Below are 23,214 nucleotides of genomic sequence, written 5' to 3'. Positions count from 1 at the left end.
GCTGAACGCAGACGCCGGCCTACAGTTTCCTTCTCACCCCGCTGACGACCTGCGAGCCTCGCCGTCCGGCGCGCCGGCGAGCTCCGCAAGCTCGGTTTCATCCAAGGTCTCCTTTTCGAGCAGGAGCCGGGCGCCGCGCTCGAGCGCGCCGCGGCGGCTCTCGAGAATCTCCACCGTGCGCGCGAACGCCGCCTCGACGATGGCGCGCACCTCCTCGTCGATTACGTCCGACGTCGCCTCGCCGAAGTCCCTCTCGCGCAGGAAGGGCGCTGGCGCGTCGCCCTGGCTGAGGAACGAGCGCGGCTCCCGGTCGTAGGAGACCGGACCCAGCCGTTTCGACATGCCGTAGCGCGTGACCATGCTGCGGGCGATGTCGGTGACCTTGCGCAGGTCGTCGGCTGCTCCGGTCGAGAGACGGCCATAGACGATCCACTCCGCGGCCCGGCCGCCGAGCAGCGCGCACATCTTATTCTCCAGCTCCTCGCGGGTCATCAGGAACCGGTCCTCGGTCGGGCGCTGGATGGTGTATCCGAGAGCGCCCACCCCGCGCGGGATGATCGAGACCTTATGCACTTGATCCACCCCAGGCAGCGCGAGGCCGACGAGGGCGTGACCCATCTCATGGTGCGCCACCACCTCCCGTTCCCTCGGGTTGAGGATGCGGTTGCGCTTCTCCAGGCCGGCGATGATCCGTTCCACGGCCTCGTTGAAGTCGGGCATGGTGATCGCGGCCGCGCCGCGGCGGGTGGCCAGCAGGGCCGCCTCATTGACCAGGTTAGCAAGGTCGGCCCCCGTGAACCCTGGGGTAAGGGCCGCCACCTTTTCGAGGTCCACTTCCGGCGCAAGCTTCACCTTGCGGGTATGCACCTTCAGGACCGCCACCCGGCCCTTCTTGTCGGGCCGGTCCACCAAGACCTGGCGATCGAACCGGCCGGCGCGCAGAAGCGCTGGATCGAGAATCTCGGGACGGTTGGTGGCGGCGAGGAGCACCAGGCCGGTGCTGGAATCGAAACCGTCCATTTCGACCAGCAGCTGATTGAGCGTCTGCTCCTTTTCGTCGTGGCCGCCGTAGGCGTAGAGGCCGCGCGCCCGGCCGAGCGCGTCCAGCTCGTCGATGAAGATGATGGCGGGCGCCTTCTGGCGCGCCTGCTCGAAGAGGTCGCGGACCCGCGCGGCGCCCACGCCCACGAACATCTCCACGAACTCCGAGCCGGAGATGGAGAAGAAGGGAACCTTGGCCTCGCCGGCGACAGCCTTGGCCAGCAGCGTCTTGCCGGTGCCGGGCGGCCCCACCAGCAGCACGCCCTTGGGCATGCGACCGCCGAGGCGGCCATACTCCTGTGGGTCCTTCAGGAAGTCGATAATCTCGCGCAGCTCGTCCTTGGCTTCGTCGACACCCGCGACGTCGGCGAAGGTGACGCCGGTGTTGGCCTCGACATAGATCTTCGCCCGGCTGCGGCCCACCTGCATGAGGCCGCCCGCGCCGGCCGCCTTCTGCCCCAGGTACATCCAAAGGCCGAAGAAGAGCAGCACCGGGATCACCCAGGAGAGCAGGTCCCGGAGGAAGGTGTTCTCGACCTGGCCAGTATAGGTGACGCCGTGCTGCTGGAGTTCGCGCGCGAGCTCGGGCTCGACCCGCGTGGTGACGAAGGCCTTCTTGCCTTCGAGGGGCTCCTTCAGGCGGCCCTGCATGAAGCGGTCGGAGACCCCGACCTCCGCCACCTTGCCGTCCCGCAGCAGCTGCTGGAACTGGCTATAGGGGATTTGCGCGACCTGGGTTGCGACCCCGATGTAGTGCTGGATCGCGATCACGCCGAAGAAGGCGATGATCCAGTAGATGACGTGGAAGCGGGTCTGCTTGTTCATGGACGTCTCGCGCGATCAGGAGCGGGCCTTAAGGCACGCGTTACGGCTTCGCGCCCTTGGGGAGCGCGGCCACTTCCGTGGGGCTGAGTTTGCGCACGTTGCGGACCATGCATTTCTGCGAGCCGATGACGGAGGGCGTAACGATCTCCGCGTCCAAGCCCGAGCAAATGGTGGAGCCGCCGCGGGATATCAGGGCGATCTTCTGCGTCCAGTCCACGTCAGGACACGGTCCGAAGAGCTCCAGCTGATAGTATTCCTTGACGCCCACCCGCAGGTTCACGGTGCGGTCGCCCTGCGCGGCGAAGCTGTTCACCTGGTGGTTCCAAAAGCATTGCCGCGGCTGGCTCGGCTTGTCGGCTGAAACGGCCGGCGTGGCAGCGACCCCGATCAACAAGGCCGCCGCGGCGGCCAAGACCCTTGTCTTCATCCAACGATCCTCCTTCCAAAGGATCCCCCGATGCTGGCGATATAGAGCGCGGCGGCCGGCGCGGAAGACGGCGCGGCGGCCGGCCGCTCAGGCGGAAACCAGAGCCCCGTGGCGGGCATATCGCCGGACCTCGTGCTCGGCTCGCGGAGTGCTCGCGGGCGGCGCGCCAGAGGTCTGAGAATCCGATGCTGCCATACGGACCATGGCGGCCGCGAGATTGTAGACGGACGCGCCGTCGCGGCCGGCGAAGAAGTTGGCCGTCAGCAGACCTTCCGGGGGCGTCGCGTCGCCGTCGAGGGTCAGCAGCACCGTGGACACCCAGTCCCGCCGAGCGGCGGGATCCTGGGCCTTCAGCGGCTGGCGAACGACCACAAGGCAGCCGGGCGCTTCGCGCGCCACACGGCGATCCGTTGCGCACCTGCGAACTAGGCCCGCTCTGCGTTGTGGACAGGCGGCCCTTCGCTCCCAGGCGATCGCCAACAAGGCGGGCGCCTCGTGCTCGTCGAAGAGCTGCAGCCGAGAGTCTTTCTCAATGACATTCCGCGCCGCCGCCGCACGCGTGGCGGCGTTCGGGAACACCCAGCCCCAGATGCAAACGGCTTCGACATCGCCGGCCCCGATGAGGCCGCTCATCCCCGATCCTCCTTGGGATTGCGCGAGCCGCGGGCGGGACCTGCGATGGGGCGCCTTGCAGCTCCCTTGACAGCCTTCAGCTAGGGCGCGGCGAACACTGCGCAACACGGCCCGTCTTGAAGGCCCGCCGGCGCGCGATACCTCGTCCTTCAGCCGCGCTTTTGCGGCGGCCGAATCATCTTGAGAGGTGAGTCGATGAAGCGTTTGGCTGCGGCCCTGGCCGCGTTGCTGACGTTCGGCGCCTCCGTGGCGTCGGCGCACCCGCACCGGGAGGGCTACTGGGTCTATCACGGCCGGCACTGGCCTGTTTACCGCGAAGTCTATGTCCCGCCGCCCGGCTGGATCGAGCGGCGCTGGATCGTCGGCGAGCGACTGCCGCCGGCCTACTACGGCCCACCCTATGTGATCGTGGACTGGCGCGCGCGGCATCTGCGCAAGCCGCCGCGGGGCCACCACTGGGTTCGGGTTGGCGACGACGTCGTGCTGGCGGCAATCGCCACCGGCCTGATCACCGAAGTGATCCGGGGCGTCTACGCGCGCTAGCCGCCTCTGAGGCGCCGCAGGCGAGCGCCTGCGGCGTCTGTCGTGCTTTGCTGAGTGGAGTGATGCGATGACCGACAGAATTGAGACCCTCGTCATCTTGGCCGACGGCGTTCAGGCGCGCGGCCTCGCCGAGCACCGGCGTCACGGCCCCCTGGCCGAGCTTGCGAGCTGGTCCTTGAAGGCCGACGAGCACGACCGGCACTGGGCGCGCAGGCATGGCGGGACGGTGAACGACCGCATGGGCTACGGCCGCGACAATGTCCTGGAGGCGCCGCCGGCCGAGGCGGCCGAGAAGCGCTTCCTCGAAGGCGTGGCCGAACGGATCAACCGCAGCGCCGCGGCCGGGGAATTCGAGAAGCTCGTGCTGATGGCGCCGCCACGCGCCTTGGGCGTGCTTCGCCATGCGCTCAAGCCCGCCGTCTCGCGGCGGATCGAGGTCACGGACGACCACGAGCGCATCAAAGCGAGCGCCGAGGACGTGCGGCTGATCCTGCGCGATCTTCGCATCCCGGAGCGCTGACCGAGCGGCTGTCTGTGGTGATGAGGCGGCGCTCGACCGGCGGCCCCGCCGCCCACGTTCCGACGCCCGCGCGTTTCTGGAACCCGCCTTGGAACAGAGTAGTTCAACGCGCGCCTCCCAAGGCAGAGCATCCTTCTTGAGCAAGCCGGCGCAGGCTGCGCAGCAAAGCGCCTGCGCCGGGACTTGCCGCCTCCTTTTTCCCAGCCTGTCTTCTCCGGAATTGGGATTGTGCGGGACCCGCCTCGACCTAAATCCAGCTCAAGGCCGCGGCGCCTCTGCTGGGTCGCGGCCCGTCGCCAAGTCGGCGTCATATCCACGTTGCTTCAAGGAGGACTGGAGATGAAAGCCCTGAACCTTTCGCCCCTCTACGGTTCCATGGTCGGAGCCGAACGCCTGATCGGCGCTTTGGAGAACGCCATGCGTATGCCGGACGAGGCGAGCTATCCGCCCTACGACATCGAGAAGCTTGCGGACGACCAGTACCGCATCTCTTTCGCCGTGGCCGGCTTCAGCCCGGACGAGCTCGAACTCGTCGCCGAGCCCAACCAGTTGACCATCAGCGGCCGCAAGGCGAGATCGGACGAGCCGCGACACTATCTGCACCGCGGCATCGCTACTCGCGCGTTCGACCGGCGCTTTGAATTGGCCGACTACGTCGTCGTCAGCCGGGCGACTTACGACAACGGCATGCTCAACGTCGAGCTGAAGCGCGAGCTGCCCGAGGCAGTGAGGCCACGCCGGATCGGCATCCGCACGCCGGAGGTGGTCTCGAACACGAGGGCGCAGCCCTCCGGCGCGGCGGCGGCACCCGGCGCGCCGGCCAACGACGCCGCCCTTGAGAAGCCGAAGCGCGCCCGGCGTAAGGCCGCCTAACCTTCCCGGCGGGCAGCAGGCCGGCGCCGCCGAGCCCGCTCCTCCGCTGGGGCATGACATGCCTCGAACCATGCGATCCGTCACACCCGACGACATCCGCCGCGAACACGACGCGGCGATCGCCTCCCTAACAAGCGACCAGCGGCACAGCCTCTGGCGGCAGCGTCACGCGCGCCAGATGATGAACTTCAACGGCCTCAGCGAACGCCAGAACCTCCAGGTGCTGTTCGAGCGGGAGGCCGCGCAACGCAACGCCGACGCCGAGCTCCTGGACGCCGAAACGCGCGAAGGCCAAGCCAACGACAATGCGGCGCCCGGGCCCCAGAGCGCAGGAGGGGCGAGGTCGTGAGACGCGTGGAGATCGCCGCCTACGACCAGCCCGACGGCGGCGCGGCGTGGCTGATGATCCGCCGCTACCGCCGCCAGAGCGGCTATGACTACTATGTCACAGCGTCACCAGGGCTGGAGGCGCGCCTGCCGCGGCCTTTGCCGATCGGCGGCCTCGGCTTTGCGACCTATGAGGCCGCCCACCTCTTCAGCCAGGGCCTCGCGGCCGCTCAGGCTGTGGACACGCTCTATGTGACCTTTTCGCCGCCGGAACACGCCGGCCACTGGCCCGCGCTGGCTCTGAGCCCGATCCATCCGTGCGAAGCCGACAACCTCTTCGAGGCGGACCCCGAGGCGGAGACGGAGGCCGTCCAGCCGCCGCCCAGCCAATGGCTCGATGCGCTGCTGGAGCGCTGCGCCGGGAAGCCGCCTGTTCCGACAGCGGTGGCGCACCCCTGCGATGCGACCTCGCTGGGCGCAGCTCTGGAGGCGGCGCAGCGCGGCTTCATCACCCCGCTGCTGGTGGGGCCCGAGGGCAAGATCCGCCGCGCCGCCGAGGCGGCTGGCGCAGATCTGCACGGCGTGCAGATCATTCCGGAGCCGCATAGCCATGCGGCGGCGGCCCAGGCTGTCGCCCTGGTTCGGGCCGGCCAAGCCCAGCTGCTGATGAAGGGGTCGCTGCATACGGAGGAGCTGATGCACGCTGTCCTCGACCCCGCGCGCGGCCTGCGCACGGAGCGGCGCGTGAGCCATGTCTATATCGTCGAGGCCCCCGCCTACCCGCGGCCGCTGCTCATCACCGACGCGGCGATCAACATCAGCCCGTCACTCGAGGACAAGCGCGACATTGTGCAGAACGCCATCGACCTGGCGCATGTGATGGGCATCCGCACCCCCAGGGTGGCGGTGCTCTCGGCAGTGGAGACCGTCAACGCCAAGATCCAATCCACCCTCGACGCCGCCGCGCTCTGCAAGATGGCGGACCGAGGTCAGATCTCCGGCGCGCTGATCGACGGGCCGCTCGCCTTCGACAACGCCATCAGTCCGCAAGCGGCGCAAGACAAGGGCATCCGTTCGGCGGTCGCCGGGCGCGCCGACATCCTCGTCACGCCTGACCTGGTCTCCGGCAACGTGCTGGCCAAGCAGCTCTTCTTCCTGGCCGGCGCGGAGGCAGCCGGCGTGGCGCTCGGCGCGCGGGTCCCCATCATCCTCACCAGCCGCGCCGATGCGGAGCGCACACGGGTCGCCTCTTGTGCGGTAGCGGCGCTGATGGCGAGTGAAGGAGCCCAGCCGTGAGCGAGCTGATCCTGTCCCTGAACGCCGGGTCCTCGAGCCTGAAGTTCGCCCTCTATCGGCGCGACGGCGGCGAGCTGGTGGAAACGATGCGCGGCCTCGCCGACGGTCTTGACGGCCAAGCGCGGCTTTCGGTGCGGAACGCCGGCGGGGAAACCCTACTCGAAGAGTCCTGGTCGGCCGCGGGCGACGCACCGGAGCACGCTTCAGCCGTGGCGCGCGTCCTTGCCTGGCTTGACGGCCAAACCGAGGACGAGCCAATCGCGATCGTCGCGCACCGCATCGTGCATGGCGGCGATCACGCCTCGGCGGAGGTCTTCTCGCTGGACCTCGAGGCCGAGCTGCAGGCCCTGGCGCCCCTCGCGCCCCAGCATCAACCGGTCGGACTGGCGCTTTACCGCCAGGCGCGGGTGCGACTGCCCGCCGCGACCCACGTCGCCTGCTTCGACACCGCCTTCCACAGCCGCATGCCCGACACCGCACGGCGCTTCGCCCTGCCGCGCGAACTCACCGCGCAAGGTGTTCGCCGCTACGGGTTCCACGGCCTGTCCTACGCCCAAACGCTGCGGCGGCTGCGCAGCGTCGATCCCGACCTCGCCGCCTGCCGCCTCGTGGCCGCCCACCTGGGCGCCGGCGCGAGCCTTTGCGCGCTGGAAGACGAGACGAGCCAGGACACGACGATGGGCTTCAGCGCGCTCGACGGCCTGATGATGGCCACCCGGTGCGGCAGCCTGGACCCCGGCGTCGTCCTCTATCTCCTCAAGCACAACAAGATGAGCCCTGAAGATATCGAGGACCTGCTCTGCCGGCGGTCCGGCCTGCTCGGCGTCTCGGGCCTGAGCGGCGATTTGCGCGAACTGATGGCCGCCGACAGCGAGGACGCCAAGGCCGCCGTCGACCTCTTCGTCTACCGAACGGTCCAGGGGATCGGCGCCATGGCGGCCACACTCGGCGGTATGGACGGCCTGGTCTTCACCGGCGGCGTAGGCGAGCATAACGCCGAGGTGCGGGCGCGGATCTGCCGGCGCCTTGCCTGGCTGGGGGTTGACATCGATCCCAAAGCCAACGCCGCCGCCGGCGAGCGCCGCATCGACGCCCCGACCAGCTGCGTCTCGGTGTGGGTGATCCCCGCCAACGAAGAAGCCGAGATGGCGCACGAGGCGGCCGAGCTCATGTGGCCTCGGGCGCCGGCCAACGGTTTGCCGAGCTCTGGGCCCTCCGGCGATCGCGTCGACGCCTTACTGGATGAGGCGCTGGAGGAAACCTTCCCGGCGAGCGACCCGCCGTCCCTGGTGCGGCCGCACGATCCGGACGACTTGGAGCCGGCGTCTGCGGCGGACCGCGAGTAGCGGCGACACGCGGAAAGGCCATCGGCCATGCTGTTCAGAGTCGGGCGAGGCGGCCGCCGTCCACGGCCAGGGCTGCGCCCGTGACGAAGGCGGCGTCATCCGAGCACAGGAAGGCGACGGCGCTCGCCACGTCCTCGGGGCAGCCCACGTCTTCGGGGTCCAATCGCTCCGCCCCGCTCTTCAGATTGGGATTGTCGCGCAGCATGGCCGTGTCGACGGCTCCCGGCACGACGGCGTTGGCGCGCAAGCCCTTCGGCTTGCCTTCGATCGCCGCCGATCGGGTCAGCGACAGTAGCGCCGCCTTGGCGGCGGCGTAAAGCGCCACCAGCGGCGTGGTCTCGAAGGCGTGCACGCTGGCGACGTTGACGATCGCGCCGCCCGGCCGCATCGCGCGGAAAGCCTCGCGGGTGACGCGCACCGCGCCGAGCAGGTCGATGTCCAGGACGGCGCGCCACTCCTCGTCGCTGATCTCCTCGAGGGGCTTGAAGGTCATCACCCCCGCGTTGTTCACGACCAGATCGAGCCCGCCCCAGGTCTCCTCCGCCTGGCGTACGGCCGCGGCGACCAAGGCCGGGTCGCGGACGTCGCAGATCGTGGCGGCCGCGCGGCTCCCCCGCTCGCGAAGGAGCTCGGCCGCCACGGCCTCGGCGCGCTCGAGGTGCGGGCCGGTGACGAGGACAGCGGCCCCTTTCTTCGCCAGTCTCAGGCATATCGCCCGACCGATGCCGCCCGCCGCGCCGGTGACGATGGCCACCTTATCGGCCAGCCTGCCAGGCTTGGCCATGAGCGTCAGGCGTTCCCGAGTTGGCGCTGCGCGGCGTCGATGAGGCGGACCGCCCGGTCGGGCGACAGGTTCATGACCGACGAGATCTCGACGACGCTCAGCCGGTGTTCGACGCTGAGCACGAGGGCCTGCCGCTCCTCGTTGGTGAGCTGGTAGGTCCTGTCATCGCTGACGTCGTCCGCCTGGACGTCCTCAGCCGGGATAATGTCCTCCCAGCGTGTGATGTCGTCGGGCTGATGCCATTCCCAGAATTCCTCGTCCGTCGCCTCGACCGCCGCCGTTTCATCCTCCACCGGCGCCTCGAGGGAGACGCCGGCGAGCCGGCGGGCGCGCCGCTCGCTGCGGACGATCGATTCCAGCACCTTGAACAACAGGCCGAGCAGCCAGGGCCGGACCTCCAGGTTCTGGGGCTTGCGGGCCCGATCCCGCCAGCCCCGCGCCAAGGTCTCGCCCACCAGCTCGTCGGCGGAGAGGTCCTGCGGGCGCAGGTCGCCGACCGTGCGCCGGTAGCGCAGCTCGCGGGCGGCGGCGGCCATCAGCTCCGGCAGGTAAGGCTCGATCAGATGCCGAAAGCCGTCCTTGTCACCGGCGAGGACCTTGCGCCAGGCTTCGTCGCGCGCCGGCGCCATCTCCTGGGCTGGCAGCGCGCTCATGGTCGCACCGTCTCCGGCGCCGGAAGGCTGAGGGGCTGGCGGAAGCGAACGATATGGCGCTCGCCGGACGCACTTTCCACCGCCAGGCTTTCGACGACGGCGCCTTCGCGCTGCACGATCAGGGCGGCGGGTTCGCGGACGATGTGGTCCAAGCCCTCCACGGCGATTTCGACGATGTCGTCCTTCGGATCATAGGTGACGCCCAGCAGGGGCACCCACTCCGCCTGGATCTGGTCGCCGATGTTCAGGCTCGCGACCTCAATCTCCGTCTGGGCGCCTTCCAGCTGCAGGGAAAGCCGGTCGCAGAAGAACTCCCACTGGCCCTTGTCGATAACCTCGTCAGACATGCTCCATCCTCACGAACTTCAAACTGCACAAGGAGAATTTCGGATCGGGAGCCGCCTAGAGCGACGGCGCGCCCGGTCGCTGGAAGAACGTCCAGCCCCGCCCTACAGTTTCGGGCGTGCACTCAAATTCACGCCCGGTGGCCACCAATAAGTACCCGACGCGTTCTGCCCCTGATCAATACAGTTCATCGGCGGTGATCGGCCCTTGCCTTTACTGCGGCGCGCCGGCCGGAAGGCTGGCCCTGCGGATTGGAGCCGAGCCACCCCCGCCAGCCCTTATCCGGGCGCTGGGCGAGGTCCGGGCCGCGGCGGCGCTGGCGAACCGCGACTGCGGCGCGCTCGATCAGGCGCGCAGCGAAGCGCTCGCCAGGGCCGCGCTTCAGGTTTCTGTTCAGCCGCCGGACGCCTGGAGCCGACCGCTTTGGCAGGATGGCGGCGGGGCGGGCCTGGCCTATCCGCTCGACGCGGCGATCCTCGAGGTCGCCCGGGGCCACGCAGACATTCGGCCGGAAGACGTGCGCCGTCACCAATGCGTTGATGCGGTGCAGACCGCCCTCCACATGGCCGCGCTGCGACTGTGGGAAACGGGGCTCTCCCCGGCGTTGGCGCACCTGACCGGGCTCCTTGAGCAGAAGGCGGCCGCCTGGTCCGACCTCATCAAGATCGGCCGCACCCATCTGCAAGACGCCGCTCCCCTGACGCTGGGCCAGGAGGTCTCGGGCTGGCTGCAGCAGGTGCGCAACGGCCGGTCCCGGCTGAGCGCCGCCGCCGAAGACCTCCTGGCCGTGCCGTTCGGCCAGGGTTGCGTCGGGACGGGGGCCGGAGTGCCGGCGGGCTTCGCGGCGAGCGCCATTCGACGGCTGGCCGAGCGCACTGGCCTTGCCTTGCGCCCATCTCCCGACGCCCTCGCGGACCTGACCGGACCCGGGCGCATCGCCTTCTTCCACGCAGCGCTCGCGACGCTCGCGACGGCGCTCTTCAAGATCTCGAGCGACGTCCGCCTCCTGGCCAGCGGACCGGCGGCTGGGTTCAATGAGCTGCGGCTCCCGGAGACCGGTCTTCCGTGCAGCAGCCTTCCCGGCAAGACCAACCCCGACGCGGCTGAAGCCTTGGCCCAGGTGTGCGTCCAGGTCATCGGCGCAGACGGCGCCGTGTCGCTCGCCGCCTCTCAGGGACAGTTCGAGTCCAACGGTTTCCTGCCGCTTCTGGCGTTCAACGTCCTGCGCTCGGCGACCTTGCTTGCGGACGCGATCCGAGTGTTCGCCGACCACGGTGTGGCCGGTCTCAAGCCCCGTACGGACGTGCTGGCCTTCAACGTCGCGCAGTCGGTGATGCTGGTGACGGCGCTCGCGCCGCACATCGGCTACGACGTCGCCGCGAAGATCGCGCGCGACGCCTATCAACGGAAGGTCAGCCTACGGGAGGCGGCGCTGGCCTCGGGCGTGGTGGACGCCGAGACCTACGAGCGGCTCGTTCGGCCCGAGCGTATGCTCGGGCCGAACGGCGGCTAGGATCAGGTCCAGGCCTCGCGGCGGCGGCTCGCGGCGAAGGCCAGCAGCGCCAAGCCGGAGAACATCAGATCGATCCCGACGAGGTAGCCGACGAACAGCGGCGCTGCGACGGGGGCGATGAACATGGCCAGCACGCCCAGCGCGAGGTCGACGGCGGCCGGGGCCAGGAGCCAGTACCAGCCGGGCGCCTGGAGGCGCTTGAGCTTCACCGAGACCATGGCCAGGGCGACGCCGGTCACGAAGAAGTAGGCGGCGGCCAGCAGCGCCAGAGTCCACGCCCCGACCCACGGATAGACCAGGGCCAGGACGCCCGCGACGATGGCGGCGATCGCTGACACCAGGCGCCAGGCGGCATTCGCGTGACGGCGGGTGCGGACCAGCGCCACGAGGCTGATCCCGCCGCCGAGGATCAGCAACCAGCCGAACACCAGGGCTGCGGCGAGGCCCGCGGCGAGCGGCAGCGCGAAGGCGAGGACGCCGAGCAGCGTCAGGGCCACGCCCTCGAGGATAAACCAGGTCCTGGGGCTCGCCCGCCATTTGGGCAGGGCGAGACCATGGGATCGTTCGATAGGGATGTGACGGGCGACCATCGGAATGCTCCTTATTCAGGCGGCCTGGCTAGCGAAGGGCCAGGGATCAATGGTCAGTTCGTTGCGCACTTCCGTCACGCCGGGCGCCGACCAGGCTTGCCGCTCGGCTTCCTGGCGCTCCGCCCAGGATCGGACATGGCCCTTCAAGGTCACCTGGCTGCCGTCCGCCTCGACGATCACGTGGTGTGCGTCCACCTGAGCGCTGCGGACGAAGGCGTCCTCAATCTTCTTCTTGAGTTCGATCGGCTCGACCTTCGGCTTGATCCGAATGATGTTCGAGACCGCGACGACGCCCTTGATGTTGCGGACAGCGCGTTCGGCCCAGTCCTTCTGGTACTTCCATTCCACCTCGCCCTGCAGACTGAGGTAGCCGTCCTTCACCACCACCTTGATCCGCTCCGAGGCGGCCGGCAGGTCACGCTTCAGCGCGTCGACCGCATCCCGCGCGATGTCGGGGTCGGGTCGGCGGTCCACCTGGGGCAGACGAACCTCGATATCGTTGGCGACCGCCTTGACGCCCTTCACCTTCTTGGCGGCGTTCTCCGCGGCATAGAAGTCGGCGTAGCTCTTCACGAAGCCTGCAAGGGTGACGACGCCGTCCCTCACGGCGACCGCGATGTCATCATCCTTCAGGCCCGGCTCCCAGCTCAGCTGGGCTTCGACGTTCTTCTTGATGTCAGCATCGTTCTGCATGGTTGGCCCTCCTGCCCGCCGCTCCGGCGGCCAGGGCTTCTCGAGCCTACCGGAGCGGCGAAACGTGCAATAAAGTGCACACTGACCTAATACTGTTCTGAGCTGGAGGTTCCGCTCAGCGGTAGCCCGCGCGCATCAGCGCCCAATCGAGCTCGCGCAATGACGGCTGGACGAGGATCTGGCCGCCGACCGTGACGGTCGGGCTCGCCAGCCGGCCGCCGGCCAACCACTCAAGCTGGGCCCTCGCCTGCGGGGCTGCCTCCCAATCGACGAAGCGGTAGGGCACGCCCGCACGGTCCAGATGCCGACGCACCATCATGGTGACGCCGCACCAGCGGCTCCCATAGACGATGACCTCGCCGGCGACCGCGCCGCGGGAGGCGAAGGGACTGTAACCAGCACCCAACATGGCCGCCTCCCCTTAAGCCGCCTTCGGGGCCGCAAGCCCGTCCAGGACCTCGAAGAGTTCGTAAATGTCAGGAACGTGCTGCAGCTTGGGCGAGACATGGGCGTAGCGGATCACGCCGTCCGCATCGACCAGGTAGAGCGCGCGTTCGGAGAACCCGTCCGCATCGCGCCAAACCTGATAGCGCCGCGCCACCTCGCCCTTCGGGTTAAAGTCCGCCAGCAGCGGGAAGGTGACGCCCCGCACCGCGGCCCACGCACCGTGGCTGTACAGGCTGTCGACGGAGACGCCGACCACTTCGACGTTGCGGTTGCGGAACTCGTCGAGCTCCTGCTGATAGAGGTCGAGCTGCCGGCTGCAGCCCGGGCTCCAGTCGAGCGGATAGAAGACCAGCAACACGTTGCGGCCGCGGAAATCGGAGAGCCGGACCACTTGGCCGTTCGCGTCCGGCAAGGCGAAGTCCGGAGCAGGCTCACCGACCTTCAGCGGCGTGCTGACCGCATCGCCTTCCATGGCCGGGGCGTGCTGGTGCAGATCGGCCACGTCCTGCAGGGTGCGGCCGCCGGCGATCTGCGGCGCGGCGGCCGCGCCGCCACGCCAGACCTCCTGGATCATGCCGTGCAGCAGCGAAAGCGCCTGCGTCTGCGGGCCCTCGGGCAGCTGCGGCGCCAAGGCGGCGAAATCCTGTTCGAGTTGATCAAGTCGGGTCGGCTGAGCCTGAAGAGGCCCCGCATGCGTGTCCATGGCTGTGCTCCCTTGATTGAAGCTGTCCTTGTCCAATGGGTGGATCGTCCGCGGCCGTGGGACCGCGGCTCAGGCGTGAGTTAGGGCGGCCCCTCACCCGCACAAGCCGCTCCGTTCACCTCTGGCGCCGCGCGCCGCGAGGCCCAAATTGGCCCTCATCAGAGCAGCAGATCCAAGGAGTCGCGTCGATGGTTGAGAAGCTTCGCGTGGTCTGTCCCGATTGCGACAGCACGAACAACGTGCCCGCCGACCGGCCGGCCGACGCCGCCAAGTGCGGGCGCTGTCACGCCAAGCTCTTCCCCCACGCGCCGATCGCGCTGAGCGGCGAGCGCGCACGCAAGCACCTGCAGAATTCGGACGTGCCAGTGATCGTCGACTTTTGGGCGCCGTGGTGCGGGCCCTGCCGGGCCATGGCGCCGATCTTCGAGAGAGCCGCCCAGGCGCTCGAGCCGCGGGCGCGGTTCGTGAAGATCAATGTCGACGAGAACCCGGAGCTGGCGGCGCAGTACGGCGTGCAGGGCATCCCCGCCCTCTTCGCCTTCCAGAAGGGCCAGGTGGCGGCGCGGCAGTCCGGCGTCGCCGACGTGAACACCCTGAAGAGCTGGGTGGACCGGCTGGCGGCCTGACCGGCGCGGTAGAGAGACTCGGATCAGCCGCGGCGCCGCGCCGGGAAGAAGGGCCGCACGAGGATGGATTCGTGCTGCACATAGATGGTGGGCGCCTGGTGCTGCGCGGCCAGCTCCTGGGCGGCGTGCAGAGCCGTCTCCAGGCTGGCATAGCCAGGGCCTCCCGGCGGAATCCGTCGGCCGACCTTCGGCTCCAGCGCCGGACTGACGTCGATGAAGTATTCGAAGACGCGAGGACGGCTCAGGCGCGTCACGACCAGGAACTCCCCCTCATCGGGCAGGGGGTCGCCGGCCACCAGCTTCACGACTTCGGCCACCTTCGGTCCTCCTAATCGACGGCCCGCACCGAGGGTTTCTTCGCCTGCGGCGGCCGGTCCAACGCCGCCTCGATGGCGTCCTCGATCCGGTCCAGCCAGACCAGCTCCAGCTGCTCGCGGGTCTCCTGCGGAATGTCCCGCTCGTCAGGGCGGTTGCGCGCCGGCAGCAGCACGCGCCGCACGCCTGCGGTCGCGGCCGCGACCACCTTCTCCTTGATGCCGCCGACGGGCAGCACTAGGCCGCGGAGGCTGATCTCGCCGGTCATGGCGGTGTCGCTGCGCAGGGTGCGATCGGTGAGGAGGGAGATCAGGGCCATGGTCATAGCGACGCCGGCGCTCGGCCCGTCCTTGGGCGTCGCCCCCGCCGGCACATGGATGTGGATGTCGCTGTCCTTGAACAGCGAAGGATCCACGCCAAGCGCTTCGGCGCGGCTCTTCACGAGGCTGAGGGCGGTCTGGGCGCTTTCGCGCATCACCTCGCCCAGCTGGCCAGTGAGGATCAGACGCCCCTCCCCCGGCGTGCGGGTCGCTTCGATGAACAGGATCTCGCCGCCGACCGGGGTCCAGGCGAGCCCCGTGGCGACCCCCGGCACGCTGGTGCGCATCGCGACTTCGTTCTCCACCCGCGGGGCCCCGAGGATCGGCTCGAGGTCGTCGGGCGTGATCCGGACCGGATCGGCCTGGCCTTCGGCGAAGCGGACGGCGACGTGGCGCAGCACGCGCCCGATCTCGCGCTCCAGGGACCGCACCCCCGCTTCACGGGTGTAGCGGGCGATCAGCCGCTCCAGGGCGGCGCGGTCGATCTCCACCTGGTCCGCCTTGAGGCCGTTCGCCTCCAGCTGGCGGCGGACGAGGAAGCGTTCGGCGATCTGGAGCTTTTCACCTGCCGTGTAGCCGGAGAGCTGGATGATCTCCATGCGGTCCCGCAGCGGCCCCGGGATGGTGTCGAGCATGTTGGCCGTGGTGAGGAACACGACCCGGCTGAGGTCGAAAGGCACGGCGAGATAGTTGTCGCGGAAAGTCGCATTCTGCTCAGGATCGAGCACCTCCAGGAGGGCGGCGGACGGATCGCCGTGCAGCCCCGCGCTCATCTTGTCGATCTCGTCCAGCATCATCACGCAGTCGCGGCGGCCGGCCTTGCGGATCGCCTGGATGATGTTGCCCGGCAGGGCGCCGACATAGGTGCGGCGGTGGCCCCGGATCTCGGACTCGTCGTGCACGCCGCCCAGGCTCACCCGCACGAACGGCCGGTGCATGGCGCGCGCGATGGACTGGCCGAGCGAGGTCTTGCCCACGCCCGGCGGGCCGACGAAGCAGAGGATCGGCGCCTTGCCTTCCGGCGCGAGCCGTCGGACCGCCAGATGCTCGACGATCCGCTGCTTGATCTTCTCCAGCCCGAAGTGGTCCTCGTCGAGGATGCGGCGCGCCTCGGCCAAGTCGAGCGGGACGGGTTCGGGCGCCTTCCAGGGCAGCTCGACCAGCCACTCCAGATAGGTGCGCACCATGCCGTACTCGGCCGCGGTCTCTGGGGTGCGGGCGAGACGGCGCAGCTCCTTGCGGGCCTGCTGCACCACCTCCTCCGGCATGCCGGCCGCCCCGATCGCGCTCTCCAGCTCGACCAGCTCTTCGCGGTCATCGGTCTCGCCAAGCTCCCGCTGGATGGCGGCCATCTGCTCGCGCAGCAGGGCCTGACGCTGCCGCTCGCCGAGCGACTCGCGGGTGCGTTGAGCGATTTCACTGGTCAGGCGCAGGACCTCCAGCCGCTTCGCCAGGAAGGTCGAGACCCTGTCAAGCCGCGCCTGCAGGTCGACGGTTTCCAGGATCTCCTGTTTCTCCGGCGGCTGCAGGTCGAGATAGGCGGCCACGAGGTCGGCGAGCGTGGCCGCCGAGCTAGCGCCCTCGACCGCACTCACCAGTTCGGCGGGCGGCGATTGCGGAAGGAGCTGCAGCGCTTCCAGGGCCTGGCTGCGCAGATGCAGGAACCTGGCCTCGATCTCGGGCCCGTCCGCCTCCGACTCGGTGATCCGTCGGCCCCGAGCGGCGATGAAGGGATAGCCCTCCAGCCATTCGGTGATCTCGAACCGCTCGACGCCCTGACAGGCGACGTGGGGCGCCCCGTCCGGCCCGGTGACATAGCGAAGGACGTTGGCGAGCGTCCCCATGCGGTGCAGCGACCGCGGTCCTGGGTCTGGCGCCTGAAGATCCTGTTGCAGGACCAGCACCAGCGGGTGCTGTTCGCGCAGGGCGTGCTGGGCGGCCGCCACGGCGCTCGGGCGATCGAGCACGATCGGGAAGACGATGCCGGGGAAGATGACGTTGGACACGGGCACGACGACCACCGCGTCGTCCGGGAAGTCGCGCACGCCGTTACTGGAGGGAACTCCGCTCATCGGGCCTGCCCCGCCTTGTGCAGCGTCACCGTGAGGCAGCCATGCTCGGCCTGCCAGTCGATGCGGCCGTAGCGGCCGGCCGGTAGCGGGACCCGTCGGGCGAACTGGCCCTGCGGTAATTCCATGCGGTGGACCATCGCCCGACGCATCGCGGGCGAGGGGTCCCGCCGGCCCGTGATCACCAGGGCGCCGCCCTCATCGATGAAGACCTGGACGCCCTCCGGGTCGACGCCCGGCAGGGCGGCGATGATCTGCACCTCGCCGGTCGTCTCCAGGAGGTCGATCGGCGGCTCCCAGCACAGCGCCCGCGTCGCCGCGGCCGGCCGGAAAACCTGCCGGTGCAGCTGGTCGGCGCGCGCCAGCATCTGCAAAGCGTCGGACCACATCCAGTCGCGCGAGTTTCGGTTGGCCATTTCCCCTGCACTCCCGGCGCATGAACGCCGTCCGGCCTGGCGCCGGTTCCGTAGAAACGGCGCAAGGCGACGTGCGTTCTGCCCGCGCCCTAACGTCGTGATCCGCCTATGAACCGCGTTTCCCCATCGCATCGCCACCCCGAACCTTGTGCGAGTTCTGCGCCCGGGCGCTTCTACGCCTATGCGACGGACGAGGGCGCCTGCTCCGGTCACAAGGTCCCGGAGGCGGAGAGCTTAACCGACGCGGCGATCGGCTTCCTCGAGTGCTGGGGGCCGAACGACGACGCAGACCGGGAAGAAGTCTCCGTAACCGTCATCGACTGTGAAACCGGCGCTGAGGAGTGTTTCAGGATCGCGGTGGCGACGGGCGCGATGAGACCCTGCTGAAGGCGGGGGTTCTTAGGCCTGCATGCAGTGGCTGCGCGTCCGGCGCTGCCGTCAGCCGGGCCGGTCGCCCGGCGTGAGCGCCAGGAAGGCCTCCGGCACGAGCTCGACCCGCAGTGGTCCTTCGAAGGTGAACCGCTCGCCGTCCAGCAAGGCGGGCACGGGGCCGGCGCCCAGCACCTCGACGGTCTGGGCCATGGCGCAGCGGACGTCCGGATCGGCGCGCCAGTCCCGGAACGCTGCGGTGAGCACCAGGCGCAGGGCGTCGAGCGGCCCTTCCGGGTGGACGACGGCGGCTTCCAGGCGAGCCTCGGTAGCGGCGAGCCGGGGCGAGGCCAGGGGGCACAGGACGGCGACCGCCTCCCCCCTCGCCTCGTCGGCGTCGTCCCACAGGCAGATGAGCTCGCGATCAAAGGCGCTGCGCAGGGCCGCCAAGCCCTTGCGGGCCGCCAGGGCGAACTCTCCGTAGCGAACCGCCTCCCGAGCCTCCTGCAGCAGGGACGGCCCGCCGAACAGCGCCGCAGCGAAGAACCGCTGGCCGGCGACCCGGGCGCCGTTGACAGGGCAGAGCTGAGGCGCGGTTAGCAAGTCGTTGATCGCCTGACGCCAGGTCCGAGCGCCATAGAGGGCGCGCGGCAACACGTTCATGGTGCCGCCAGGGAGCGGCATCAGCAGGGGTCCCGACGGCTCGCAGCGCTCGGCCGCGGTGCGCACGGTGCCGTCCCCGCCCAGGACGATGAGCACGTCGGGCTTGCCGGCCAGGACCCGATCCAGCGCCGGGCAAAGATCCGCGCCCAGTCCGCACCAGACCTCCGCCGGCGCTAGGCCGTGCGCTTGCAGGTGCGCGCGCAGCGCCTCGCCGGTCGCCCGGCTGCAACGACCGCTCGCGGCGTTGACCACGGCCGCAATCTTGGCGGCCTTCAGGTCGACGACAGGGTTCGGACTGAAGCGCATCGCTGCGGGAAACGGGCGTCCTTGGGCTCTGTTGCAGCGCCGGATCGGCCAGGCCGCTGAAGCGTTACCGCGCGGCGAAAGGAGCTACGCCATGGCCATGGCCGAAAATCGAAAACCAACCCGTTCCAAGGTGAAGGAGAGCGGCCGAAGGGCGGTCGTCGAAGCCAGCCGGCTGGCGGACGAAGGGCGCGCAATCGCCGAACGCGCCGGCGCCGTAGCGCGAACGCGGGCGGCGGAAGCGGGCCAGGCGACGACGCATCGCGCCCAGGCCGCAGCCGCCTATGCGCGTCGCCATCCGGTGAAGACGACACTCGTGGCTGCGGGCCTCCTCGCCGGCGCGGGCGTGCTCGCCAACCCGGCGGCGCGGCTGGCCGCACTTCGCGGAGCCGCAGCGCTCTGGCGTTTCGCCCGGCCAAGCGTCACCCGCTCAGCCGCGGCGAGGATCGCCGCCATGGGAGCCGCCAGGCTGCGCGACGCCCGGGGATCAGCCGCCCGCTAGCCAGGCGTCGATCACCACCATCAGGATCAGTCCGGCCATCAGCGATCCCGTGGCGACGGCTTGGTGTCCCTTGGCGTGGGTCTCCGGGATGATCTCGGCGCTGACCACCCACACCATGGCCCCGGCCGCGAAGGCCAAGGCCGCCGGCAGCAATCCGTCGATCCACGACACCAGGGCGATGCCCATGAAGCCGCTGACCGGCTCCAGCAGCCCGGTCAGAAGCGCCACCGCAAACGCGACCTTGCGGGGATAGTTGATGCTGGCCAGGGCGGCGGCCACGGCGAGGCCCTCGGGCAGGTTCTGCAGGCCGATGCCGAGGGCAGCGCTCGTCCCGTTGGCGACGTCGGGACCGCCGAAGCTCACGCCGACGGCCAGGCCTTCGGGGATGTTGTGCAGGGCGATGGCGATGACGATCAGCCAGATGCGCTGCAGGGACTCGGCGGGTACGCCCTCGATCCCAATCACGAAGTGCTCGTGGGGCGCGAAGCGGTTCACGAGCTGCACGGCCATCGCGCCCAGCGCCAGCCCGAGCACCACCTCGGCGTGGCCGATCGTGGGGCCGAGCGGGTGCTGCGGCGCGAGCTCCAGCGCCGGTGAGATCAGCGAGCGGAAGGCCGCGGTCAGCATGACGCCCGCGGCGAACCCCAGGAACGCCGCCTGCACGCGGTCCGACAGTGTGCGGATAAAGAAGACCGGCAGGGCCCCGACGCCGGTCGCCACGCCGGCCGCCGTGCTTCCCGCCAGGCCGGTCAGCACGAGCGACCAATCCATGACGCCTCACGATCCGAGAAAGCCGTCGCCATAACGAGAGAAGCGCCGAACGGTGCCTTGGAACCGCCTGTGCGTCGGCGTGTTGGGCGGGCGGTTTCCCGAAGCCCGAACTTCGCCATGCGCAGCCTCGTCCTCCTCCGCCACGGCCAGAGCCAGTGGAACGCCGCCAACCGGTTCACCGGTTGGGCCGACGTCAACCTGACACCGGCGGGCGAAGCCCAGGCCGAGGCCGCCGGCCGGCTGCTCCGCGCGCAGGGCTTGGAGTTCAAGACGGCGTTCACCTCAGTGCTCACCCGGGCGATCCGGACCCTGCGGATCGTGCTGCAGGCGAGCGGCCAGGCCTTCGTCCCCGAGCACAAGACTTGGCGCCTCAATGAGCGCCACTACGGCGCCTTGACCGGCCTCGAGAAGGACGAGGCCGCGGAACGGTTCGGCGCCGAACAGATCGCCCGCTGGCGTCGCGGCTATTCGGACCGGCCGCCGCCAATGGGGGAAGCTGAACATCAGGCGCTGGCGCAGGACCGCCGCTACCGCGGTGTCCCCGTGCCGCACACGGAAAGCCTGGAGGATGTTCAGGCGCGGCTGAAGCCCTGGCGCGCCCAGCTTGACAGCGCCCTCTCGGCCGGACCCGTCCTGGTGGTGGCTCACGGCAACAGCCTTCGCGCCCTGCTGAGCGACCTCTTGCGCCTTCAGCCCGAGGAGGTCCGGCGGCTCGAAATCCCCCTCGCCAATCCCCTCGTGGCGGAGCTCGACGATGCGGGGCAGACGATCGCCCTCGCCTACCTGGATGCGAGCCGCGCCGCGGCGCTGCCACGCGCCTGAGGGCCGCTTGCGCGACCGGCGCGTCGAACCATCTTCATCCTGGAACGACATGGACGCCATGCACGCACAGCTGAAGTCGGGACGGGTGATCGTCACCTATGGGCGCAGCCTCATGGCCCTGACGATCGCCCATTCTCTCGGACGTCGCGGCGTCGAGGTGATCGGCTGCGACGACGTCGGCCTGACGGCCGTGTCCTTCTCCCGCTTCGCCAAGAAGCACTTCACCCACGCGCCGGCGGCCACGGATCCCGATCGGTTCATCGACGAGCTGGAGGCGGCGATCATCCGTCACAAGCCGAAGGACGGCCGACCCTATGTGCTGATCCCCTGTTTCCAGGAGACACGGATCATCGCCCGCCACGCCGAGCGGCTGTCGCGGCACATCCAGGTGGCCGCTCCGGCGATCGAGGCGATCGCGGCCGTCGATCCGAAGGACGCGCTGATGCGCACGGCCCATGAGCTGGGTCTGAATGCGCCGCGGACCTGGACCGACGAGTCCCTCCGGACCGGTGCGCCCCGACCGGCGCAGTATCCCCTCGTGGCCAAGCCGGTGCGCGGCGTGGGCGGGCGCGGCGTCCGGCGCGTGACAGACGCCGAGGCGCTGGATGAGCTGCTGGCGAGGCCGACGGAGCCGCTGCTCATCCAGGACTACATTCCCGGCCAGGATTTCTGCCTGACCGCGCTCTACGACCGGGGACGCCGGCTAGCGAGCGCGGCCTATCGCAACCTCTCGCAGTTCCCGCGCGGCGCGGGGGCCGGCGTGTTGCGCGAGACCGTCGACGACACCCCCTTCCTGGCGACGGCCGACAGCCTCTTCGGGCGGCTTGGCTGGACCGGCGTGGTGGAGGTGGATTTCCGCTGGGACGGGTTCGCCGAGCCCTTCCTCATAGAGGTGAACCCGCGCTTCTGGGCGGGGCTCTTCCATACGGTCGAGTCCGGCGTCGACTTCCCCTGGATGCTCTACGAGCTGGCGGTCACCGGCCAGGTCATCACGCCGGCCGCGCCCAAGCTCGGCCAGCGGACCAAGGTCGGCGGCCTTCACCTCCTCTCCGCGATCCAGGAGGTCGCCGACTCCGACGAGGGCTTTGCGGGCCTGCGCGACGCCTGGGGCCAATCGGTCCACCTCTTCCAAAGCGGACGGCTGCTCGACGCCTCCCGCGAGCTCGCGCGCGGGTTCGGGTCAGGTCTGGATCTCGGCCGCGCCGCCCAGCGGCTTAGGGAGTCGCTCCGCACCGCCAAAAACGCGCCGAACGAGCTCTTCCGCTCGGACGATCCGCTGGTCAGCCTCGGCGCCCTCTTCGTCGTCGCCTCCCTGATCCGGCACGGCAAGCTGCCGCCTGAGCTGAAGTACGACGCCGACGCTCGCGGGCTCGTGGTGGAGTGAGCCTGTGGACCCCCGCCCGACCATCGGCGTCACCCGGCCTACCGTCGGCGACCTCCTGTCCTTCCTCGCGATCGCCCTCGCCATCCGGCTCGCCGGCGGCCGCGCCGTGCGGCTGGAATCGAGCGGATGGAAGCAAGTGCGGCTGGACGGCCTCGTGCTCAGCGGCGGCTCGGACGTCTTTCCAGGCCGCTTCCAGACCCGCCCGAAGGCCGACTACAGCTACGACCATCCGCGCGAGCAGATGGAGCTCGCCCTCCTCGAGCGAGCGCTGGCCGAAGACCTGCCGACCCTCGGCATCTGCCGCGGGGCCCAGCTGATGAACGTCGCCGCCGGCGGCTCCCTGCACATGGACGTGGTCAAGCGGTTCCATCCCACGCCCTATCCGCAGCACTGGCTGCGGCAGATCCATTTCCGCAAGCAGGTGTCTCTCACCCCCGGCACGCGGCTGCACGCCATCCTGGGCTGCGAGCGGCTCTGGGTGAATTCGATCCACAGCCAGGCCGTCGACCGCCTTGGCGAGGGCCTGACGGTCAGCGCCCGGGAAGAGAACGGCGTGCCGCAGGCGATCGAGCGCAGCGACCGCGACTTCTGCATCGGCGTGCAGTTCCACCCCGAGCTGCTGCTGCATCGGCAGGTCTTCCGGCGCCTCTTCGAGGCCCTGGTCCTGTCCGCCAGGGCATACCGGGCCCAGCGACAAGGCGGCGCGGCCGGGAGCGTGCCGGCGGGCTGGCGCGACGGTCGACGAGACCTACATCGCTCCGCGTGACGCAAGGCCGGCCCGGCCAGCCCTGAACCAAGCGAAAGAGGTGATGCCTTGGACAAGCCAAAGATCGGCCTCATCGTCGGGTCCGTCCGCGAGAACCGCTTCGCCGGCGCCCGCCCACGTCCATGGCGTCGCGCGCGTTAATGGCCAAGTTCAAGACGATCATCTCGATCTGCGTCGGGTCGACCAGGGCCGGCCAGAGAGCTCTCCCGAGCGACGTCCGAGAAGACCTCGCTCGCCGCGAACGGAACGTCTGCCAGCGCCGTCGCGCATTCTAGGCTTCTGGGGCTCGCCCGACGGCGCTTCCCGTGGAGAGCCGTCCATCGGCGGCG

At 69.7% G+C, this 23,214-nt stretch carries 28 protein-coding genes; 13 read left to right on the top strand and 15 right to left on the bottom strand.

Going from position 1 to position 23,214, the window contains the following annotated elements:
• Positions 1 to 33: 33 nt before the first annotated feature.
• The 3 genes from ftsH to PHZ_RS20015 all read right to left on the bottom strand — a co-directional run bounded on the left by ftsH (position 34) and on the right by PHZ_RS20015 (position 2,926).
• Positions 34 to 1,866, bottom strand: a complete 1,833-nt coding sequence (gene ftsH, locus PHZ_RS20025; protein ID WP_012520329.1) for an ATP-dependent zinc metalloprotease FtsH — start codon at positions 1,864 to 1,866, stop codon at positions 34 to 36.
• 40 nt (positions 1,867 to 1,906) lie between these two features.
• Positions 1,907 to 2,293, bottom strand: a complete 387-nt coding sequence (locus tag PHZ_RS20020; RefSeq protein WP_012520328.1) for a DUF6491 family protein — start codon at positions 2,291 to 2,293, stop codon at positions 1,907 to 1,909.
• Positions 2,294 to 2,380: 87 nt separating this feature from the next.
• Positions 2,381 to 2,926 (bottom strand): hypothetical protein, encoded by a 546-nt coding sequence (locus tag PHZ_RS20015; protein WP_041374484.1) that lies wholly within the window; start codon positions 2,924 to 2,926, stop codon positions 2,381 to 2,383.
• Positions 2,927 to 3,121: 195 nt separating this feature from the next.
• Between PHZ_RS20015 and PHZ_RS20010 the strand changes: the two genes are divergently transcribed.
• The 6 genes from PHZ_RS20010 to PHZ_RS19985 all read left to right on the top strand — a co-directional run bounded on the left by PHZ_RS20010 (position 3,122) and on the right by PHZ_RS19985 (position 7,831).
• Complete coding sequence (locus tag PHZ_RS20010) at positions 3,122 to 3,469, top strand: RcnB family protein (protein WP_012520327.1); 348 nt, start codon at positions 3,122 to 3,124, stop codon at positions 3,467 to 3,469.
• A 67-nt stretch (positions 3,470 to 3,536) separates the two neighbouring features.
• The gene (locus PHZ_RS21960; protein ID WP_012520326.1) at positions 3,537 to 3,989 is read left to right on the top strand and encodes a host attachment protein; all 453 of its coding nucleotides are present in this window, start codon (positions 3,537 to 3,539) and stop codon (positions 3,987 to 3,989) included.
• Between the two features lie 339 nt (positions 3,990 to 4,328).
• Positions 4,329 to 4,862: an Hsp20 family protein gene (locus PHZ_RS20000; RefSeq protein WP_012520325.1), complete on the top strand. Its 534-nt coding sequence runs from the start codon at positions 4,329 to 4,331 to the stop codon at positions 4,860 to 4,862.
• 70 nt (positions 4,863 to 4,932) lie between these two features.
• A complete protein-coding gene (locus PHZ_RS19995; RefSeq protein ID WP_041374483.1) occupies positions 4,933 to 5,211 on the top strand; it encodes a hypothetical protein in 279 nt (92 codons plus the stop codon).
• A 53-nt stretch (positions 5,212 to 5,264) separates the two neighbouring features.
• A complete protein-coding gene (locus PHZ_RS19990) occupies positions 5,265 to 6,485 on the top strand; it encodes a bifunctional enoyl-CoA hydratase/phosphate acetyltransferase (RefSeq protein ID WP_012520324.1) in 1,221 nt (406 codons plus the stop codon).
• On the top strand, positions 6,482 to 7,831 hold the full coding sequence (locus PHZ_RS19985; RefSeq protein ID WP_012520323.1) for an acetate/propionate family kinase: 1,350 nt from the start codon (positions 6,482 to 6,484) through the stop codon (positions 7,829 to 7,831). The genes PHZ_RS19990 and PHZ_RS19985 overlap by 4 nt, the downstream gene beginning before the upstream one ends.
• 34 nt (positions 7,832 to 7,865) lie before the next feature.
• Here the strand turns inward: PHZ_RS19985 and PHZ_RS19980 are convergent, their stop codons facing one another.
• The 3 genes from PHZ_RS19980 to PHZ_RS19970 are packed head-to-tail and all read right to left on the bottom strand — an operon-like array spanning position 7,866 to position 9,615.
• Positions 7,866 to 8,615 carry an SDR family NAD(P)-dependent oxidoreductase gene (locus PHZ_RS19980; RefSeq protein WP_012520322.1) on the bottom strand — a complete coding sequence of 250 codons (750 nt, stop codon included), beginning with the start codon at positions 8,613 to 8,615 and terminating at the stop codon, positions 7,866 to 7,868.
• A gap of 5 nt (positions 8,616 to 8,620) precedes the next feature.
• Entirely contained in the window at positions 8,621 to 9,268 is a 648-nt protein-coding gene (locus tag PHZ_RS19975) for an RNA polymerase sigma factor (protein ID WP_041374482.1), read from the bottom strand.
• Positions 9,265 to 9,615 (bottom strand): DUF5335 domain-containing protein, encoded by a 351-nt coding sequence (locus PHZ_RS19970; RefSeq protein ID WP_012520320.1) that lies wholly within the window; start codon positions 9,613 to 9,615, stop codon positions 9,265 to 9,267. Before PHZ_RS19970 ends, PHZ_RS19975 begins: the two co-directional genes overlap by 4 nt.
• A gap of 137 nt (positions 9,616 to 9,752) precedes the next feature.
• Between PHZ_RS19970 and PHZ_RS19965 the strand changes: the two genes are divergently transcribed.
• Positions 9,753 to 11,126 (top strand): lyase family protein, encoded by a 1,374-nt coding sequence (locus tag PHZ_RS19965; protein WP_012520319.1) that lies wholly within the window; start codon positions 9,753 to 9,755, stop codon positions 11,124 to 11,126.
• 2 nt (positions 11,127 to 11,128) lie between these two features.
• Here the strand turns inward: PHZ_RS19965 and PHZ_RS19960 are convergent, their stop codons facing one another.
• The 4 genes from PHZ_RS19960 to PHZ_RS19945 all read right to left on the bottom strand — a co-directional run bounded on the left by PHZ_RS19960 (position 11,129) and on the right by PHZ_RS19945 (position 13,559).
• Positions 11,129 to 11,716 carry an HdeD family acid-resistance protein gene (locus PHZ_RS19960; protein ID WP_012520318.1) on the bottom strand — a complete coding sequence of 196 codons (588 nt, stop codon included), beginning with the start codon at positions 11,714 to 11,716 and terminating at the stop codon, positions 11,129 to 11,131.
• Between the two features lie 15 nt (positions 11,717 to 11,731).
• A complete protein-coding gene (locus tag PHZ_RS19955; RefSeq protein WP_012520317.1) occupies positions 11,732 to 12,409 on the bottom strand; it encodes a BON domain-containing protein in 678 nt (225 codons plus the stop codon).
• A gap of 115 nt (positions 12,410 to 12,524) precedes the next feature.
• A complete protein-coding gene (locus tag PHZ_RS19950; protein WP_041374481.1) occupies positions 12,525 to 12,818 on the bottom strand; it encodes a glutaredoxin family protein in 294 nt (97 codons plus the stop codon).
• 12 nt (positions 12,819 to 12,830) lie between these two features.
• Entirely contained in the window at positions 12,831 to 13,559 is a 729-nt protein-coding gene (locus PHZ_RS19945; RefSeq protein ID WP_041374480.1) for a peroxiredoxin, read from the bottom strand.
• 188 nt (positions 13,560 to 13,747) lie between these two features.
• Between PHZ_RS19945 and trxC the strand changes: the two genes are divergently transcribed.
• Positions 13,748 to 14,185: a thioredoxin TrxC gene (trxC, locus tag PHZ_RS19940; protein ID WP_012520314.1), complete on the top strand. Its 438-nt coding sequence runs from the start codon at positions 13,748 to 13,750 to the stop codon at positions 14,183 to 14,185.
• Positions 14,186 to 14,208: 23 nt separating this feature from the next.
• Here the strand turns inward: trxC and PHZ_RS19935 are convergent, their stop codons facing one another.
• From PHZ_RS19935 to PHZ_RS19925, 3 genes are read right to left on the bottom strand one after another with little or no spacing between them, the layout of a single operon-like run.
• Positions 14,209 to 14,502: a hypothetical protein gene (locus tag PHZ_RS19935; protein ID WP_041374479.1), complete on the bottom strand. Its 294-nt coding sequence runs from the start codon at positions 14,500 to 14,502 to the stop codon at positions 14,209 to 14,211.
• 11 nt (positions 14,503 to 14,513) lie between these two features.
• On the bottom strand, positions 14,514 to 16,892 hold the full coding sequence (lon, locus tag PHZ_RS19930) for an endopeptidase La (RefSeq protein ID WP_012520313.1): 2,379 nt from the start codon (positions 16,890 to 16,892) through the stop codon (positions 14,514 to 14,516).
• Entirely contained in the window at positions 16,889 to 17,305 is a 417-nt protein-coding gene (locus PHZ_RS19925; RefSeq protein WP_012520312.1) for an Hsp20/alpha crystallin family protein, read from the bottom strand. The genes lon and PHZ_RS19925 overlap by 4 nt, the downstream gene beginning before the upstream one ends.
• 108 nt (positions 17,306 to 17,413) lie before the next feature.
• On the opposite strand from PHZ_RS19925, the gene PHZ_RS23690 reads away from it, so the two are divergent.
• Positions 17,414 to 17,692: a DUF5961 family protein gene (locus PHZ_RS23690; RefSeq protein WP_041374478.1), complete on the top strand. Its 279-nt coding sequence runs from the start codon at positions 17,414 to 17,416 to the stop codon at positions 17,690 to 17,692.
• Between the two features lie 51 nt (positions 17,693 to 17,743).
• On the opposite strand, the gene PHZ_RS23685 is transcribed toward PHZ_RS23690, so the two are convergent.
• Positions 17,744 to 18,643 (bottom strand): diacylglycerol/lipid kinase family protein, encoded by a 900-nt coding sequence (locus PHZ_RS23685; protein WP_049758479.1) that lies wholly within the window; start codon positions 18,641 to 18,643, stop codon positions 17,744 to 17,746.
• A gap of 91 nt (positions 18,644 to 18,734) precedes the next feature.
• Between PHZ_RS23685 and PHZ_RS22860 the strand changes: the two genes are divergently transcribed.
• Positions 18,735 to 19,142: a hypothetical protein gene (locus tag PHZ_RS22860; protein ID WP_148217020.1), complete on the top strand. Its 408-nt coding sequence runs from the start codon at positions 18,735 to 18,737 to the stop codon at positions 19,140 to 19,142.
• Here PHZ_RS22860 and PHZ_RS19910 read toward each other — a convergent pair.
• On the bottom strand, positions 19,128 to 19,913 hold the full coding sequence (locus PHZ_RS19910; RefSeq protein WP_012520310.1) for a ZIP family metal transporter: 786 nt from the start codon (positions 19,911 to 19,913) through the stop codon (positions 19,128 to 19,130). The two genes, PHZ_RS22860 and PHZ_RS19910, sit on opposite strands and share 15 nt — an antisense overlap.
• A gap of 117 nt (positions 19,914 to 20,030) precedes the next feature.
• Between PHZ_RS19910 and PHZ_RS19905 the strand changes: the two genes are divergently transcribed.
• Genes PHZ_RS19905 through PHZ_RS19895 form a run of 3 tightly spaced genes read left to right on the top strand, consistent with a single transcriptional unit; the run spans position 20,031 to position 22,885 of the window.
• On the top strand, positions 20,031 to 20,735 hold the full coding sequence (locus PHZ_RS19905) for a 2,3-bisphosphoglycerate-dependent phosphoglycerate mutase (RefSeq protein ID WP_012520309.1): 705 nt from the start codon (positions 20,031 to 20,033) through the stop codon (positions 20,733 to 20,735).
• Between the two features lie 49 nt (positions 20,736 to 20,784).
• The gene (locus PHZ_RS19900) at positions 20,785 to 22,119 is read left to right on the top strand and encodes a carboxylate--amine ligase (protein WP_041374477.1); all 1,335 of its coding nucleotides are present in this window, start codon (positions 20,785 to 20,787) and stop codon (positions 22,117 to 22,119) included.
• Between the two features lie 4 nt (positions 22,120 to 22,123).
• Complete coding sequence (locus PHZ_RS19895; RefSeq protein WP_012520307.1) at positions 22,124 to 22,885, top strand: gamma-glutamyl-gamma-aminobutyrate hydrolase family protein; 762 nt, start codon at positions 22,124 to 22,126, stop codon at positions 22,883 to 22,885.
• Positions 22,886 to 23,214 lie beyond the last annotated feature (329 nt).

The sequence above is a fragment of the Phenylobacterium zucineum HLK1 genome, from assembly GCF_000017265.1.
Taxonomy (GTDB): Bacteria; Pseudomonadota; Alphaproteobacteria; order Caulobacterales; family Caulobacteraceae; genus Phenylobacterium; species Phenylobacterium zucineum.
This window is presented reverse-complemented; position numbering and strand designations above follow the sequence as displayed.